We start from the raw sequence: 18,063 nt of genomic DNA, 5'->3' as shown, positions 1-18,063 counted from the left end.
TAATGAGCAATAAACGCTGAGGTTAACTTTCCTCTGCCCTTGCGCTTTTAAAGAGCTCTATTACTTTGCGGGCTAACAAACTAACCACAAAAAGAACTCCCAAAGCAAAACACAGTATGCTCAAGGGCATAAACAAGCTTTCATGTAGAACACCATTATGATCAACATATTGATACACACTGTTTTCTATCAGCATAAAACCCGTGCCAAGCAATAAAAAGCAAACACTTAATGTGGCTGTTTTGTTTGTAAAAAAGCGCATAATCTATCCATAAATATTTTATTAAATTGTCAGAATAGCAGTTTGAATGAGCGAATATTAATCTACAGTATCGGTTAGGAGAGCAAGAAACTTTTCTAAGTCTTTGGAAGTTACATTTGGTGCTTGGCTAGCGACCATCGCATCAAAATAATTTTGACCTAGCTCCTTAAAGTCTGTTTTCGATTCTTTTGCTGACACTGGTAATGATGCCATCGCAAAAAATGCTAATATTAATAGTTTTTCATTAAATACTCCTTTATCTGAAATTCACATAAAGCCCCGCGCATGAGCGCGAACTTATGAGAGTCGCAGGGGCCGCAGGCCCAGTATGACGCGGATTGTTATAACTCAACGAACTCGATCTTGAACTCTGTTGGTGAAATACTTGCCTGCTTGACCACCACGTTTTCATATTTCGAACTAAGAACGTTGAGCAGCTGATCTTTTTTTCCATACGCGCCCCTAAGATGACTTCTTTGACCGCACTTTTTGGAAAGTTAAAAAGGTGTATAGGGTACATATCCACCTTAATCACTCTGTTTGAGTCGCTTTATACAGCACACATACGCCACTCTTGCTCATAAAACCAATCTTCAGATTTAACTAAGAGGAGTTCAACTCCAGTAAGCTCCATTACTCGTTTTGTCGGTCTATCTTTCGCATATTCTACTTTTCGAAGATGATAAAGCTCATCTCTATCGCTTCGTTTTTGATTGAAGAACGGATTGTTATCGTCAAATCCTATGCAAAATCCTGTATGTGAACGGACATAGTGCGCCCACATAAGTAAATTGCTGTTTTTTTCCGTTAGCGAAAGAACTCCGATTATTTCGTTTGATTTTTCATCAAAAGTTTGGGCAACTACGCCACCCATGGCTGAAAACGGTTTGTTTATTTCCGGCCAATATTGACCGTAGTTTTGTCTTGTTAAAGCTTCTAACTGAGCTGGCGAAATTAATTTGCTTAACTCAGGGGATATTTCTAACTCAGTTTTAATTAAACTCTTGATTTTGCTTTCGAACACTTCGTCCATTTCTTCTTTTGAAGCCAAAGTTGAAATGACAGGTTTAAACTCAAAAGGATCATTAAAGTCAGCTGGCTGTGTAAAGCGAATAAGATTCTAATCTAAAACATCAATTCTATCTGGAGCTAGGTATTTAAATAGCACAGCGCCCTCCTTGAGTTTTAACAATTTTATAGTGCGCTCTCGTCGCGTATATTTCTGCGAACGTCACGCTAATCTATTTATTAATTACTTTTTAACAAATAACCTAACCATTGCCAGCTGTAATTTTTTTCTTGGTACTAAATATAAGACTAAAGAAGGAAATGCGCTCGTCTCGCATTTTCATGATAAGCGCCATGACGCCAGAAGAAATTAAGCGACTTATGACTCATTAAAAGCGCTGTAACATGGGGGTAATGCAATAAGAGCACTTTTACCAAAAGGGGCTTACGTATGTTAACCCCTTTTATGTGTATTTTATTTATAGTGTGTTATTCAGTAACAACAAACCATAGCCAGCGAGTTGCTCGCCATTGAGATCGTGTTGCCAGTTAGGCGTTAACCCACCGCGTTTAATACTGCTAATGCTTTGTGCGTTAGCGGTTAAGTTAAGCACAAACATACTTTTACTGCCGTTTAACTCGCGGGTTATTTCAACTAGGCCGTTGTTGTGTTGCGTTAATTCATAACTGCCTTTAATACCAAGCTCTGGGCGCTGTTTTTTTAGTGCGATTAAGTGCTGATATAAACGCCACAGTGAATCAGATTGTGCTTGTTGAGTTTTTACATTGCGATCAGCAGTATTAATTTGCTGTGCTAAATATTCAGGCCACCACTGGGTGTAGTTATCACCAAACAGTTCAGCCTGCTCAACCCAACTTGTTTGAGCTTGAGTAAAGCCAGCTTCATTGCTGTTATCCCACTGCATTGGCGCGCGTTTATACACATCATGACCTGTGCCACCTTGTGTTAGGCCAATCTCTTCACCGTAATAAATATACGGCGTGCCAGGAGAGCTAAATAACATGGCGGCGGCAAGTTTTGCTTTATCGTCGTGCTCTGCAAGTTGATAAGCCACACGTTCTTGGTCGTGATTAGTTAAAAACGGTGCAAAAAAATCAAGTGGTGCAGTTGAATCAATACGCTGCTGTAAATTTTGTTTGAGCACATTTGCATCAACTTTACTGACTTGTTGATTAGATTGCATGGTGCCAAATTGCGCTTCACCACTGGCATCGGGTTTTAATAGGCCCAGTATTTTATAGCCCACTTCAAAATCAAAGCCTTGATCAAGCCCTTTACCTTCGCCAAAGTATTTTGCTGCAACGGGAATGTCAGCCCAAGCTTCACCCACCAAATATGCCTCAGGGTTTACACTTTTTACATACTGATTAAAGTGCTGCCAATATGCAATGGTTTCGTCGGTATCGGCTTGCGCATCTGCGCCACCTTCCATTGCAAAACGTACTGCGTCTAATCTAAACCCTGCAACGCCTTTATCAAGCCAAAACTTAGCCATTTTTTCCATTTCGGAAACAACATCAGGGTGGCGTAAGTTCAAGTCAGGTTGGCTTGCTCCAAACGCACCATAGTAATACTGCTGACGTGTTTCATTCCAATGCCATACTGCGTCGGGTTGGTCGTTATTACTCCATGCGTGGCCCCAGCCACTTCCGGCTTTTGGTATATCGTCGCGCCAAATAAAGTAATCTGCATAAGGGGCTTGTTGTTTTGCTGAACGCTGAAACCATTCATGATTACTTGATATATGGTTTATAACTAAATCAAGTATGACTTTCATGCCTTTGTCGTCAGCGGCTTTTATAAAGGCTTCAAACTCTGCCATGCTGCCGTAGTCGTTTTCTACTTGGTAAAATTCAGTAAAATCATAGCCATGATACGACGGTGCTTCAAACATCGGGGTTAACCACAATGCATTTACACCGAGGTCTTGTAGATACGGGAGCTTTTGGGTCATACCGTTAAAATCGCCATGGCCATCAGCATCGCTGTCGTAAAAGCTGCGTGGCCAAATTTGATAAAATACCGCATTTTGCCACCAAGGCGTTGCGTGTTGCTCAGTATTTAATTGCGATGTTTCGGTGTCATTCGTGTTGTTATTTAATGATGGTGCGCTTTGGCAGCCTGTTAGCATGATTGCTAATGCTAATGCGCTCAAGGTAAATGTTTTCATTTCAGCCTCGTTATTATTGTAATAAATAACATAGCCGTATTTTACTATGGCTATGTTAATTAACCTGAACTGCGGATAGTTTGTGGTTATTTTAGTGCTTTAGTTATCACCGGATAATGATCCCATACTTGTTTGTCGCTTAGTGAGCGCACTAGCTTAACGTATTCAGCATGCGTCCACGCCAGTGGTGTGGCCGAGTTTGTACCCTCGCCTAACGTGTATCCTGCTTTATTTACGCCCACGCCATCCCATACTTGTTCTGGTAGCATCATGCCTTCGTTAGCAAATTGCTCTAGCCCTTTTACATAGCTATTTTTAATAGCCTGCTGTTTAGTTGCATCTAAGGTATTATTGGCATTCGCGGCGGCAATTTCGTAATGACCACGTTCACCGGTAAAAAATGGCCAAACTCGCCCACGTTGACCTGGACTATTTTTTCCACCTTGCGCATAGTTAGCGCCCGTTACTTCGTCTTCACCGTATCCGTCGTTACCATAGCGGCGGTAGCCTGCAAATGTGCCGCTGCCATCAGTAAACTCAAAGCTGTATTTAACTTGTAGGTTATCGATGAGCGTTTCATCGTCGTACTCTGGGAGTGTTTTTACTATGCTAGGCGATAGTGCATCACGAACGCCATAGCGAACGAGCTCTAAAAATCCACCATCGAGAATTTGCTTTTTATTAAAGCCTTCACGCCCATTATTAGCGTTAATTTTAGTATTTGAATTGGCGTCTTTGTCTTGGCCAATGCGAATAAAATACTCGCCGTCTGAAGCGTTTGATTCTAAATTACCTTCGGTGGTAAACATCATGCTTTCTATATCGGCGTTGTAACTTTTTGCTGTTGCAAGGTAGCGTTTAGCATTTACCTCATCACCTGCCATTTTTGCAATATCAGCGGCGGTAATTAAACCGGCAATAACAGCAGCGGTGGTTGATGGCGAATACCCTTCTTGCTCTTCCCAGCGCTCTTGTTGTGTGGCCGGTGGTGTTATTTGTGTGTCGTTCCATAAAATTTTAGCAAGGCCGCCGTCCACTAAAAAATCAGCCGCGGGCTTTAACATACGCCCATACCAATCTGTGAGCTCGCCATCAGTTAATACACCTGCTTGGTGAAGCTTCCACGCTAGCATAATCGGCATCGCGGTTTGATCAAGCTGCACGCCTACCCACTCAAGCTCGCCATCAACATGCGTTTTTTGTAAAAACCAGCCTGTATCGCCATTATTACCCGGCGTTTTACTGTTCACTTGTACTTTTTCAAGGTATTCGAATGCGGTTTTTGCAGTGTGGGTATCGCCCATGGCCATAAATGCCATCGCCACTTGGTAAAAGTCACGTACCCATACGGCTTTATAACCGGTAGAGCCTGTTTTAGCCGACACCGTTTCGCCCCATGGGTTTGAAAGCGACGCGATTAACGCACCGGCATGAGTTTTGTCTTCTTGCGCTTTTAGCACCATGGCACTGGTGTATAACAACTTGCCATTGTCGGTAGTATCATCAACAAGGCTTGCAAGAGGTGCCAAACTGCTAAGGTAATCTTGCCAACCAATGGCATCGCCTTTACCATTGTAGTTATCAAGTACCGTTTGATAACCACGGGCTAAACTTGCTTGGCCTTGTTTAAAGCTGGCTTGCTCGCTTTTGCCAAAGCTAAGGGTTAAATCAAACTGACTATTTTTGCCAATTTCACCCAGCTCTGCCAATAAACTAACATTACCTGATTGATCACCGGTATTTTTATAAACACTGCTAAGCTGCTGGGTTGTTTTAAGGTCGCTTAAACCATCACTCACACCTGTAAAACCAACACTAGTTTGTTTAAAAGGTTGTGCGCTTTGTAACGATAAATAATTATCATCTTGCCAGGCAACAAGGCCTTGCTCTGTTACTTTTGCAAAATCATCTAGGCCATTATTGTCAATGTATGGGTTAACATTAACAAAGGCTTTTACGCCTTCAAGCTCGGTATTAAAAATACTGCGTACAAATAACGTTTGCCCATCTGGATCGGTGAATATGTGTTTTTCGAGGCTAAAGCGCCCTTGCTTATCTTTGCTTGTTACTTTGTAAGCAAGCGATAATGGCCGCCCTGCTTGGTCTTTGTATAAGTAATCAATGCTTACGTCTAAATCATCCGCTTCTGTGACTGTAAAGTCTTTACCCACCACTATAAATTGCATGTCTTTAATTTGTGCTTGGTGAATTAAACCAAACATGGTTTCGGTGATCATGCCTTTGGCAATCGAAAACCATACTTTTGATACAGGGCCTGTTGCGGCATTGTCGCTATAAGCCCCCTGTTGGTATTGCTCAAATGACGTACCAATTCCTGTTTTACCTGAGTATGCCCAAAATGGCTCTGCACCTGGTGCCCCCGGTGCGCTTAGTTGCTTGGTAACTTGCGTATTATTAATCGCTTGCTCTGAGCTACATGCCGTTAGCCCAAGCATAAATAAAGTTGCGGTAATGATGTTGTATTTTTTCATGTTTAACCCTTAATTCTTTTTTATTAGTCATTAACTGTGCAAAGCAAGTCGCTATTGCGTATGTTTAACGCGCAATACCGCAACTGCTGCAAGTATCCACGACACTGCGCCCAGTACTAATGCGTAAATAGGTTGGTTTTCAAAAAAGTGACGTAAAATGAGGCCCAGTACACTGGCTGCGAGTAATTGTGGGATCACGATAAAAAAGTTAAATATTCCCATATACACGCCCATTTTTTTACTCGGTACTGATGAGCTCAACATGGCATAAGGCAGCGATAAAATTGACGCCCACGCAAAACCAATACCTATCATTGGCCAAATAAGTAATTGCGGATCGGGTATCACAATAAAACTCGCTAGGCCTAAGGCACCTAATACTAGGTTGATGGCATGTGCTAACTTTAAGCCTAAACGCTTTACGATGATCGGAATACATAACGCAGCCAATGCTGCAAAGCCGTTATAGGCTGCAAATAAAATACCCACCCAATCAGCGCCATCATTATAAGCAAGGGAGCTGGTATCACTGCTGCCATAATGAAAGCTGGTTACTGCTGAAGTGGTATAAATCCACATTGCAAATAAGGTAAACCAACTAAAGAACTGCACCCAAGCAAGCTGTTTCATGGCCTCTGGCATGATAAATACATCATTTAATACTTGGTAAAAGCCATTTTGTGTTTTGTTTTGTCGTTGTAATTGCCCAGCAATAAATTGGATTATACCAAAACAGGTGAGGCCAGCGGCCAGTAAATAAAGTTCTTTCTCAAGTGAAAGACTTAGCACCAACACTAAAATAGCTAAGCCCAGTAACGTAAAGACTATGGCACCTTTATTGAAATTAACAGGTTTGTTGGCAGTGCTTGTTGTTGCTTGTTCAACATGATCATTAAACGCTTCAAGCTGCTCTGGTGAGTATTCTTTTGTGGTAAACACGGTCCAAAATACCGCAACAATTAACACTACAGCACCAAAGTAAAATGAGAACTTCACTGAATCAGGAATTTGCCCAACTGGCGCAGTGTTAGAAATATCAAACCAGTTTGTCATCATCCAAGGTAACGCCGAGGCCACCACTGAGCTAACACCTATAAAAAAGCTTTGCATGGCGTAACCTGTGGCGCGTTGCTTCGTTGGCAGGTTGTCACTCACTAATGCTCTAAATGGTTCCATTGTGACATTGATAGAAGCATCCATAATCCACAACATGCCCGCTGCAATCCATAAAGTAGGTGAATTAGGCATAATAAACAGCGCGAGCGTGGTTAAAATTGCGCCATAAAAAAAGAACGGGCGACGACGGCCTAGTTTGCACCATGTTTTGTCGCTCCAGTAACCAATAATAGGTTGTACAATTAAACCTGTTAGTGGTGCTGCAATCCATAAAATTGGAATGTCATCAATATTTGCACCTAAGGTTTGAAAAATACGGCTGACATTACCGTTTTGTAATGCAAAACCAAATTGAATGCCTAAAAAGCCAAAGCACATGTTCCATATTTGCCAAAAGCTTAGGTTAGGTTTGTTATTATTCATTATGTGCTCCAGTGGTCAATACTGCACTGCTAAGCGCATTTAACGTTAAACTGATTTTTACTTGCTCAGGTGTGATTGTTAACACGGCAGTTTGATTGGCTTCGAGCAGATCAAGTAATTGCTGCTCTGCCTGTTTGTAGTTTGCTAATGTGTTAAGTGGAATATCAATACTTACCGTATTTTTTTGCTCGGCAAAGTTGCTCACCACCCAAATGTGTTGTTGACCAATACTGCGGCTAAACGCGGCAACTTGGTCGCTACCTGTCACCGTTAACGGGTGCATGTCACCGGCAACAACCGCAGGATGTTTACTCAACGCCATAACCGCTTTGTAATATTCACGTAACTGACTTTGCTCGGCAGTTAATGCGCCGCCATCAAACTTGCCGTTGTTCATCCACGCTTGATGCGCTGGCACGCCAATATAATCAAAAATACTGGTGCGAGTTGGTTTGCCAAAACCAGCCTCTTCAGAGCCATCTTCACCTACATCTTGGCCAAAATATAACAGTGTTGGCGAGCGGCTAATAAGGTTTGATACTACCAATGCGGGTTTGCCCTTTTCACTGCTACCTGCAAAATCGGGGCTGGCAATGCGTTGTTCGTCATGGTTTTCTAGAAAATGCAGCATGTGCTGTTCAATATCTGCCACTTGTTGCTGTGCTGCAAAAATGCTGCTCGCGGCTTGAGTACCTTGCATTACGGCCTTTAGGGTGTCGTAAAAGCCCACTTTATCGTACAAGTAGTCCATTTTGCCTTGCTGGATATACGGGCGATATAAAGCTGGGTTGTATACTTCGGCTAGTAAAAATGCCTCTGGGTTGTGCATCTTGATAGATGAATTTAAAAAGCTCCAAAACTCCACGGGCACCATTTCAGCCATATCATAACGAAAACCATCTACGCCTTTATCGAGCCAATACAAGGCGATATCACGAAATTTATACCAGCTGTTTGGCAATTCTTTATCTTGCCAAAATTCAAAGTGCGCGCGTAAATCTTGATTGGCATAATCGCTTGGTAACGTTGGAAAGTCGTAGCTACCATCGGGTTTTACGCCGTAGTTAACTTTAACCGTTTCGTACCAATCGTTAATATCAGGCTTAGCAGCTCGGGCACCGTTACCAGTCCATTTTGCAGGTGTTTCATCAAATAAGTTATCGGCAAGTGGGTGGGTATTACCGCCCAGTACTTGGTAATTTTCACTGGTTGGTACTTGAAATGACTGCCCAGTAACGTAGTAAAAGTTATTATCGCGGGCATACTCTACGCTGGTATCGTCTTGCTCACCAAAATCTTTCACACCAGCAGGTTTAGCAGTAGATTGATAATGACGCGCCACATGATTTGGCACAATATCAATCACCACTTTCATACCGTGTTGGTGGGTGCGCTCAATCAATGCCGCAAATTCTTCAAGGCGGCGCTCTGGATTGATGGCTAAATCTGGGTTTACATCGTAATAATCTTTAATAGCATAAGGAGAGCCTGCGCGCCCTTTCACTACATCTGGATCATCTTGGCTAATTCCATATTGGCTGTAATCGCCTACCAGCGCGTGGTGAAGCACGCCGGTATACCAAATATGGGTGGTACCAAGTTCTTTAATGCCACTTAAAGCAGCATCATTAAAGTCACTAAATGTGCCTACGCCATTTTGCTCTTTGGTTCCCCATGGCACGTTGGCTGTTTGGGTATTACCAAATAAACGGGTGAATACTTGGTAAACCACCGGCTTTGAATGTTCGTTAACTTGTTCAGCTACTTTTTTGTCGGCACTGGGGGTTGTGGGCTCACCTGAGCAGCTCGATAACAATAAGCTACTAGCTAATACCCATGAGCCATATTTAAATGTACTAATTGTGGTTTTGTTTGTTGTCATAATGTTCTTACTTAGATCTGACGTTTTAATGGATTGTCATTTAAACGTCATTTTTATTATAAATTTAATACTAAAGTGAACAGCCACTGACTGACAGTGGCTGCATACGTATTCACACAGGCTTTATTCAATTATTAATACCGTGGCACTCATTGGCGCCAATGTCATTGCATCCGTTAAGCTAATTGTTTGGTTAGTAAACAGATTTGTGGCCTGTTTATGTTGTCCAATTACTTCTTGCATATACGCTAATGACCAGTTTTTTACTGCGTTATTTTTGTTTAAAAATACCAGCACTGTTTGCTGTTCACTTATTCTAGCGTAGCTATAAACGCCGCTTTGCGGGCTAAAGTGAGTCAGCTTTCCATGAGCAATGGCTGGGCTTTGCTTTCTAAAATTAAGTAAAGTGGTGATGGTTTTGAGCATCTCAACTTGCTCATCTGATAACCCTTGTCCTGTAAAAGCATTACTAGTCTGACCTTTAAAACCACCGGGGAAATCAATACGGATATCACCGTGATCATTACTGCCCGTGTTATCAAGCAATACTTCGGTGCCATAATACATTTGTGCTATACCACGGGTGGTTAGCAACATCGCCATCGCCATTTTAGTTTTATCAAGATCTTGTTCTAATTCTGTAAACACGCGGCTCATGTCGTGATTATCGGCAAACACCAATAAGTTATCAGGATTTGGGTATAAAAAGTCATTGGCGATTGATTGATACACTTTTACCCAGCCAGTATTCCAGCTTTCATCTTCATTAAGTGCTTGAATAAGTGCTTCTTGTAATGAAAAGTCCATCACACTTGGTAGACTTGAGGTGTAACCATCGTTATTAACTTTGCCCGCTTGCCAGTATGAGGCAATCGCAGGATTGCTGGTCCACTCTTCGCCAACAATATTAAAGTCAGGGTATTCAGTCATTATCGCTTTAGTCCAGTCAGCTAAAAATGCTTTGTCTGAATATGAATAGGTATCAACGCGAATACCGCTTAAGTCGGCGTATTCAATCCACCAAATAGCATTTTGAATTAAGTATGTTGCTAATAATGGTTGGCGCTGGTTCAAATCAGGCATAGTCGCTACAAACCAGCCATCACTAAACTGGCGTTTATCGAACTCGCTGGCATGGGGATCTTGTATAGTTTGTCTTGCATGGCTGGTTGCATGGTTACCGTTTGCAAACTCGCCATTAAAATTGATCCAATCTGCTGTGGGTTTATCTGTCATCCATTCATGCTCAGAGCCAAAGTGATTCAGCACTAGGTCCATCACTAAACCTATACCGTGTTGTTTTGCTGTAGCAGATAGCTCACGGTACAGTTCATTTGAGCCCATGCGCGGGTCGATAGTGTAAAAATCGGTGATCGCATAACCGTGGTAAGAATAGCTAGGCATATCATTTTCAAGCGCTGGCGTTAACCAAAGCTGGGTAACGCCTAGTTTTTGTAAATACGGCAGTGCGTTGATCACACCTTGAATGTCCCCACCGTGACGCCCGCCTCGCTCAATTGGCTTTGCAGCCTCAAGCATTCCTTTTACGGTGTCGTTGCTGCTATCACCATTAGCGAAGCGATCCGGGTTAATTAAGTAAATGGTATCACTGCTATCAAAACCACTGCGTTTACTGCTGTTTGCTTTGCGTGCATGCAATTGATACTCAAAACGCTCCCCTGATTTGCTGCTAAATACTAACACACCAGGCTTTGCGCTCGGGTTTATTGCAAGATTTAAAAAAGCGTAATTGGGGTTATCCGTATGCGTAATGCTTGTTAACTCAACGCCAGCAGGTGATTCAAGTTGCCATTGCTGCTTAGCAACATTTGGCTCATGCAGCATAATTTGTAATTGCTTGCTTTGCATACCAACCCACCAGTTTTGTGGTGATGCAGTTATTGCATTGACGTTTAAACACATACCTAAAAGCGTGCTTAGTAAAAAAGTGTGCATGAGTGATTTCATATTAATTATTTTTCATCCTCGCTAAAAATTCACTGTGTGTGGGTAATTGCTTTACAGTGCCGTTGATAAGCGTTTTTAAATTCGTAAATAACTCGGCGAGTTGTTCATCACTCAGTGCATCTGCGAGTGGATGATAATCATGTGCCTCAAGCCCTTGGCCTATCATTACTTGCTGCCAAGCAACTTCTGCAAAAAGCTCATCATCTTCTCTAATTAATTTACCTGTTTGCTTAAATAAATCGATTTTGTTTTGCAGCGATATAGGAATATCCATTTGTTTACACTGACGCCAAAATCCGCTGTCATCACGCTCGGTCAGTTTATAATGCAGAATAATAAAATCTCTTATTCGCTCAACTTCGGTTTTGCTTTGCTTATTAAAGGTATCGATTAAAACAGGTTTGATCCCTTGGTGGGGAAATAATTTAATTAAGCGAATTGCCGCCGTTTGAATTAAATGAATACTAGTCGATTCTAACGGTTCTAAAAAACCACTGGATAGACCAATGGCCACTACATTTTTGTGCCATTGCTTACGACGGCGCCCAGTTTTAAAACGAATCACTCTAGGCTCTGTAATTGGTTCACCGGGAATATTATCAAGGAGTTGTTGTTTAGCTTGCTCATCAGTAATATGACGACTTGAATATACTAAACCATTACCAACACGGTGTTGCAACGGTATTTGCCACTGCCAACCAGCGTCGTGAGCAATTGAACGCGTATAAGGCGCTGGCTCTGCAGTGGTTTTAGTTTGTACGGCAATAGCACTGTCGCAAGGTAACCAATGTGACCAATCATCAAACCCAGTATTTAAGGTTTTTTCAATGAGCAGTGCGCTTAGCCCTGTGCAATCTATAAATAAATCGCCTGAAATTATTTGCCCATCTAACAGCTCAAGTGCCTTTACAAAACCGCTCTCTGGGCATTGCTTAACATCCGCAATTTGACCCTCAATACGTTTAACACCGCGTGATATAGTCAGCCCTTTTAAAAATTCCCCGTACAAGGTAGCGTCAAAATGATAAGCATAATTTAAACCACTAAGTTGGGTATTAGGAATATGTTTTAAATGGGCAAATTTATGCTGTTTGGCCGCTTGGTAGTTAAGTGAAAAATCCCAAAAATCAGCATTAGTGCCCTGTTGCTTGGCCCTCAACCAATAATGATAAAACTCACAAAACGGGAGATCTTTGCCTATCTCACCAAAAGCATGCATGTAGCTGTGTTGTGGTGCTCGCCAGTTTTCAAACTCGATCCCCAATTTAATGGTCGCTTGGGTCGCTTTAATAAACTCGCTCTCAGGTATACCTAATGCCGCATTAAGGTGAAGAATCGGCGGAATGCTCGCTTCACCCACTCCAACAGTACCAATTTGGTCAGATTCAATCAGGGTAATATTAACGACTTTGCCGAGCACTTTATTAAGTAGCGCTGCGGTTATCCACCCTGCAGTGCCGCCACCGGCTATTACCACGTCTTTTATTTGTTTACTCTGCATAGCCCCTGCTCCACTTGCTTTTAGTTAAGTGTAGTCGATATAAAAAAGCCCTTGTAAAACAAATCACAAGGGCCTTTCAACGCTAAAGAATGTTATAGCTTGTAACTAAAGCCAAGTAAGAACGTACGGCCATAATCTTGGTAATCACGTACTTGTAAATCACTATCGCCTTGTAATGATACAAACGGTTCTTCAGTGATATTTTGTACTTGGAATGTTACGCTTAAGCCATCTAAGCTTTCCACACCACCTTCACCAAAGTCATAACCAACTTGCGCATCCCAGATGGTTTCGCCTTTAATATCAACCTGAGTTGTTGCAAAACCTAAGCCGTATACATCACCTTTAAAGTCACTGCGTTTACGCATGCTGGTACGTGCTTGGAAACCACTACGCTCAAAGTAAACCGTTAAGCTATCAATTTGGTCTGATAAGCCTGGTAACTCGTAATCGTTACCGTTTTGATCTTTAAGATCTTGCTCGACACCTGTATGGCTTGCGATTAAACCAAAGCCATCAAGTGATGAATGAAAGACATTAAATGGCAAGGCAAGTGATAATTCGTAACCCCATAAGTCACCTTCACCACCGTTTACTTTACCTGAGCCAGACCCTGTAGAATTAGCAGGAATTTGACCAGTTGATGGATCCGCGACGCCAGACATATCTACTTCATAACTGCCATCAAAAATCCACTGGGTAATATCTTTATAGAAGAATGCTGCTGCAAAATAACCTTCCGCATCAAAGTAGTTTTCGTAGCTTAGATCTAGCCCTGTAGCTTCTTTTGGCTCTAAGTTTGGATTACCACCAGAGACACTCCAGTAGTTACCATTTTCATCAGGCTGCTGGTTGTAAGATGCATTTACCGATGCGTTCATTTCATCAAGGCGCGCACGTGAAATAGTTTTTGCCGCGCCAAAGCGAATTGTTTGCTCTTCATCAATCGCAAACGATAAGTTAATGCTTGGTAAAAAGTGGTTATAGTCATGACTTACATCAGTAGGCGTTACCACTACTAACCCATCTGCTGTGGTGTTAGCAGCTGAACCTTGTGATGATTGGTCTGTTTGTACGTAACGCGCACCAATATTACCTGTAACTGGAATTGAGCCAAGCTCGGCATTAATATCAAGTTGCGCAAAAACAGCGGTTACTTCTTCTTGCACTGTCCATGATTGCGTTTTATGTTTTTGGTCCGTTAAGCTTTCTTGCAGTAAGTCATAATAACCATCGTTCACTAAACCATTGGTATCGAAAGCAACCATATCACCCATACCAATAAAATCTAGGCTAGCAGTGCCTAAACGATATTGCTCAGGGATAGACAACATGCCCGGATTTGCAAGCGAGAAGTCTTTTAAGGTCATGTAGTAACCTTCTGATAATTTAGACTTTTCACGGTCACGGTATGAAATACCAAAACTAACTTTACTGAAATACTCACTTTCAAGTACTTTGCTTGCAGCAAACTTTAGTGTGGTTAGTTCATCATTAATTTCAGGAGCATTAATAAAACCATCTTGGGCAGTATTTTCGTAAGGTGTGCCTGTTAAACCATATTTATCGTTCAGTGCTTTACTCGCCCCCCATGACAATGGCCCACCTAATTGAATTAAGCCGTAATCACTGTAATCGAGTTCATGTGAGAACTGCGCACCAGTGTTACCACCGTCAAACGCATAACCTATGTTGTCAGCAACACCATTATTATCTCCACGGCCAGTACCTGAATAGCTTTCGATACTCCAAATTTGGCGCTCTACTTCAGAGCGGCTCGCATCAAACTCAACTGACCAGTCATCACTGATATCATATTTAGTATTAAAACCAAACTGAGTTAACTCCGCATTACGCTCTTCGTAGTCATTACGTACAACAACACGTTGACCTTGTGTTACCGCGCTGGTGATAAAACCACTTTCAGCATCTACGACCGCTGAGCTTGGATCGATTGTTCCTTGGCCCCAAGCAAATGGTACTTCAATACCGCGAAGGATTTTTTCATCTGAGAAATCAACATACAGTGCATCAAACGTCATGTTTAAGCGATCTGTTGGTGCGGCTTCGATAACAAGCATTGCAGAATCACGCTCAAGTGTTGATGAACGCACAAATGGTTTTGCGCCACCTAAAATAGAATAAGTTTGTCCATCATCACCCGTAAATTCAGGATAACCCCATGAGTTCCAGCGTTTTTCTTGGTTTGGTGAGCTCATGGTATTGTATGCGAATGCGACACCGATTGTGTCATCGGCAAATTGGTCAATATACGACACCGTACCGCGGAAACCTTGATCATCACCGTCTGGGTTTAACTTATCGAAACCAGTTTGCTCTAATTGACCATTAAACATGATCACGCGCTCACCTTTACTTAAAGGTTTTACGGTTTGCATGTCGATAACACCTGCAATACCTTCTGCGTCTAAGCTTGCGTTTGGTGTTTTATATACGGTTACACCGCTCATTATTTCAGATGGGTAAAGGTCAAACTCAACACCACGATTGTCCCCAATCGATACCTGCTCACGACCATTAAAGGTTGTTGCACTTTCGTTTTCACTAAAACCACGAACGCTTACACGACTGGCACGGCCATCTAGGCGCTGCGCGGTCAAACCTGGTAAACGTGCGATTGATTCGGCAATTGACGAATCTGGTAATTTACCAATATCTTCTGCAGAGATAGACTCTACTACTTCAGATGAAAAACGTTTTGTATTGATTGACTCAACGACGCTGCCACGAAAACCTTTAACTTCAATGACTTCAACGTCATTCTTTGCGGTGGGCTGCTCTTCTTGTGCGTGTGAAGCGAAACTGCTAATACCTGCGGTTGCAAGTGCAATTGTTAATATACTTGGTTTGAACATAGACATGATGTGTTTCCCGTTACCCAATTTTATATTTACTAACTTTTAGCGAGTTGCTTGTGATAGAAGCAAAACCATTTGTTAGCTATTTTGTTGTCAGGACGAATATTAACGCCCGCCTTATTTTATTAACAACTTTATGCATACGTATTCAAAGTAACGCAACACGCATTAAGTTAACATTAAATTTACACCTCAATTCATAAGTGACTGTTTTATTATGAGTTATTTTAGTGCAATTAACATTTATAGCTTTAATGATAGTCATTATTTATTTTTTGATGAAATAAGCTCGTCATTAAACATAAATAAAGTGACACAACGCTATTTTATTTTCTAATTTATTATTATGGAGAACATTTATTTAAGTACAATTGGTAAGACCAATATTAATAATCACCAATTTAGTGCACCCCCCTTATTTTTAAGCACCTAAATAAAGCAAACAATAAATTAACAATTTAACAAACCAAATTGGTAAAGAGATATTCAATAAACCGGCGTTAAAATCGATGAAATAAGCGATTGATTTAACCTCTTTTAATGGCCTTAAAATGGTGCATACGTATGCAGACTTTTTACAGTATGACGGGCTTCAAGTATGCTTTTTCAAATAAACGAGGATTAACACCTCTAAAAAAGAACAACACAAAGACAATGTGAAAACGGAGAAAGGCATGGCCCAAAAGCAATGGTATAAAGGTGCGGTTATTTATCAGGTTTATCCGCGTAGCTTTCAAGATAGCAACAACGATGGCATTGGTGACTTAGAAGGGATAATTAATCGCATTGATTACATTAAAAGTTTAGGGGTGGATGCTATCTGGATCTCACCTTTCTTTAAATCACCTATGAAAGATTTTGGTTATGATATTAGCGACTATCGCGATATCGACCCCCTTTTTGGTAACTTAGATGATTTTGATGAGCTCATTGCGCAAGCACATCAACGCGATATTAAAATTATTATAGACCAAGTGCTTAGTCACACCTCAGATCAACACCAATGGTTTATTGATAGCCGTGAAGATTTAACCAACGATAAAGCTGATTGGTATGTATGGGCCGATGCTAAAGAAGACGGAACAGCACCAAACAACTGGTTGTCTATTTTTGGTGGCGGTGCATGGCAATGGGAGCCGCGTCGTGGACAATACTACTTACATAACTTTTTCACGGAACAGCCTGATCTTAACTTTCATAACCCTGATGTTCGCAAAGCTGTATTAGATAATGTTGAGTTTTGGCTTAAAAAAGGCGTTGATGGTTTTAGGTTAGATGCAATTAACTTTTGTTACCATGACGCACAGCTTCGTGATAATCCTGCAAAACCAAAAGAAAAGCGTCAGGGCCGTGGTTTTAGTGAAGACAATCCGTATGCTTTTCAGTATCACTACTACAACAACACACAGCCAGAAAACATTGAGTTTATGCGTGACATTCGCACCTTACTCAATAAATACCCAGGAACCGTGTCACTGGGTGAAATTTCATCTGAAGATTCATTAGCCACCATGGCAGAATACACCGCCGGTGGCGATAAACTGCATATGGGTTACAGTTTTGAGCTACTAACTGATGACTACTCGAGTGAATATATAAGAAACACCGTTACTACACTTGAACAACGTATGACTGAAGGCTGGCCTTGCTGGGCATTTAGTAACCATGACGTAGAGCGCGTTGCAAGCCGTTGGAGCGAAACGGGTGAAGTAAACCCTGCGCAATGTAAGATGTTAACCGCCCTATTGGCCTCGTTACGTGGTAGCGTGTGTATGTATCAAGGTGAAGAACTCGGGCTCGGTGAAGCAAGCGTTGCGTTTGAAGATTTACAAGACCCATACGGCATTACGTTTTGGCCAAACTTTAAAGGCCGTGATGGTTGTCGTACCCCAATGCCTTGGGAAAACCTTGATAGCTCACATGCCAATGCTCACAATGCGGGCTTTAGTGAAGTAAAACCGTGGTTACCTGTTGATCAACAACATAAGCTGCAAGCAGTTGCTGAACAAGAGAATGATTCAAACTCAATATTAAATGCGTACCGTGAATTTATGGCATGGCGTAAAAACCAGCCGGTATTACTTGAAGGTGATATTGAGTTTTTACAAACCGAAGAGCCAATTTTGGCGTTTTACCGTACTCTAAACGATGAAAAAATGTTGTGTGTATTCAATTTGAGTGCTTCACAAGCAAAACTTACTATTAATGCAAGTGTTGAAAATGAACATAACGACCTTTATCATCACAACGCAAAGCTTGATAATGAAACACTGACAGTTGAGCCATTTGGTTGTTATTACGCCCACTGCAGTTAATATTTACATTATTATAAAAAAACCC

General features: G+C 41.6%; 11 protein-coding genes. 1 reads left to right on the top strand and 10 read right to left on the bottom strand.

Going from position 1 to position 18,063, the window contains the following annotated elements; all coding sequences use genetic code 11:
• Positions 1 to 22 precede the first annotated feature (22 nt).
• From P20439_RS02630 to P20439_RS02590, 10 genes are all read right to left on the bottom strand, one after another.
• Complete coding sequence (locus P20439_RS02630) at positions 23 to 262, bottom strand: DUF3955 domain-containing protein (protein ID WP_008110554.1); 240 nt, start codon at positions 260 to 262, stop codon at positions 23 to 25.
• A gap of 57 nt (positions 263 to 319) precedes the next feature.
• On the bottom strand, positions 320 to 475 hold the full coding sequence (locus tag P20439_RS18645; RefSeq protein WP_008110555.1) for a hypothetical protein: 156 nt from the start codon (positions 473 to 475) through the stop codon (positions 320 to 322).
• 337 nt (positions 476 to 812) lie between these two features.
• Positions 813 to 1,295 carry a DUF2971 domain-containing protein gene (locus tag P20439_RS02625; protein ID WP_008110556.1) on the bottom strand — a complete coding sequence of 161 codons (483 nt, stop codon included), beginning with the start codon at positions 1,293 to 1,295 and terminating at the stop codon, positions 813 to 815.
• 454 nt (positions 1,296 to 1,749) lie between these two features.
• Positions 1,750 to 3,462 carry an alpha-amylase family glycosyl hydrolase gene (locus P20439_RS02620; RefSeq protein WP_008110559.1) on the bottom strand — a complete coding sequence of 571 codons (1,713 nt, stop codon included), beginning with the start codon at positions 3,460 to 3,462 and terminating at the stop codon, positions 1,750 to 1,752.
• Positions 3,463 to 3,548: 86 nt separating this feature from the next.
• Positions 3,549 to 5,954 carry a glycoside hydrolase family 15 protein gene (locus P20439_RS02615; RefSeq protein ID WP_008110561.1) on the bottom strand — a complete coding sequence of 802 codons (2,406 nt, stop codon included), beginning with the start codon at positions 5,952 to 5,954 and terminating at the stop codon, positions 3,549 to 3,551.
• Between the two features lie 51 nt (positions 5,955 to 6,005).
• Positions 6,006 to 7,493: an MFS transporter gene (locus P20439_RS02610; protein WP_008110564.1), complete on the bottom strand. Its 1,488-nt coding sequence runs from the start codon at positions 7,491 to 7,493 to the stop codon at positions 6,006 to 6,008.
• Positions 7,486 to 9,375 (bottom strand): alpha-amylase family protein, encoded by a 1,890-nt coding sequence (locus P20439_RS02605; RefSeq protein ID WP_008110566.1) that lies wholly within the window; start codon positions 9,373 to 9,375, stop codon positions 7,486 to 7,488. The genes P20439_RS02610 and P20439_RS02605 overlap by 8 nt, the downstream gene beginning before the upstream one ends.
• Positions 9,376 to 9,498: 123 nt before the next feature.
• Positions 9,499 to 11,343: a glycoside hydrolase family 13 protein gene (locus tag P20439_RS02600; protein WP_008110568.1), complete on the bottom strand. Its 1,845-nt coding sequence runs from the start codon at positions 11,341 to 11,343 to the stop codon at positions 9,499 to 9,501.
• A 1-nt stretch (position 11,344) separates the two neighbouring features.
• On the bottom strand, positions 11,345 to 12,844 hold the full coding sequence (locus P20439_RS02595) for a tryptophan halogenase family protein (RefSeq protein ID WP_008110569.1): 1,500 nt from the start codon (positions 12,842 to 12,844) through the stop codon (positions 11,345 to 11,347).
• Positions 12,845 to 12,936: 92 nt separating this feature from the next.
• Positions 12,937 to 15,726 carry a TonB-dependent receptor gene (locus P20439_RS02590; protein WP_008110571.1) on the bottom strand — a complete coding sequence of 930 codons (2,790 nt, stop codon included), beginning with the start codon at positions 15,724 to 15,726 and terminating at the stop codon, positions 12,937 to 12,939.
• A gap of 671 nt (positions 15,727 to 16,397) precedes the next feature.
• On the opposite strand from P20439_RS02590, the gene P20439_RS02585 reads away from it, so the two are divergent.
• Complete coding sequence (locus P20439_RS02585; RefSeq protein ID WP_008110575.1) at positions 16,398 to 18,038, top strand: alpha-glucosidase family protein; 1,641 nt, start codon at positions 16,398 to 16,400, stop codon at positions 18,036 to 18,038.
• Positions 18,039 to 18,063 lie beyond the last annotated feature (25 nt).

Source organism: Pseudoalteromonas sp. BSi20439, from assembly GCF_000241165.1.
In the GTDB taxonomy this organism is placed as follows: Bacteria; Pseudomonadota; Gammaproteobacteria; order Enterobacterales; family Alteromonadaceae; genus Pseudoalteromonas.
The sequence above is the reverse complement of the archived record's forward strand: the minus strand, read 5'-3'. Positions and strand labels throughout refer to the sequence as shown.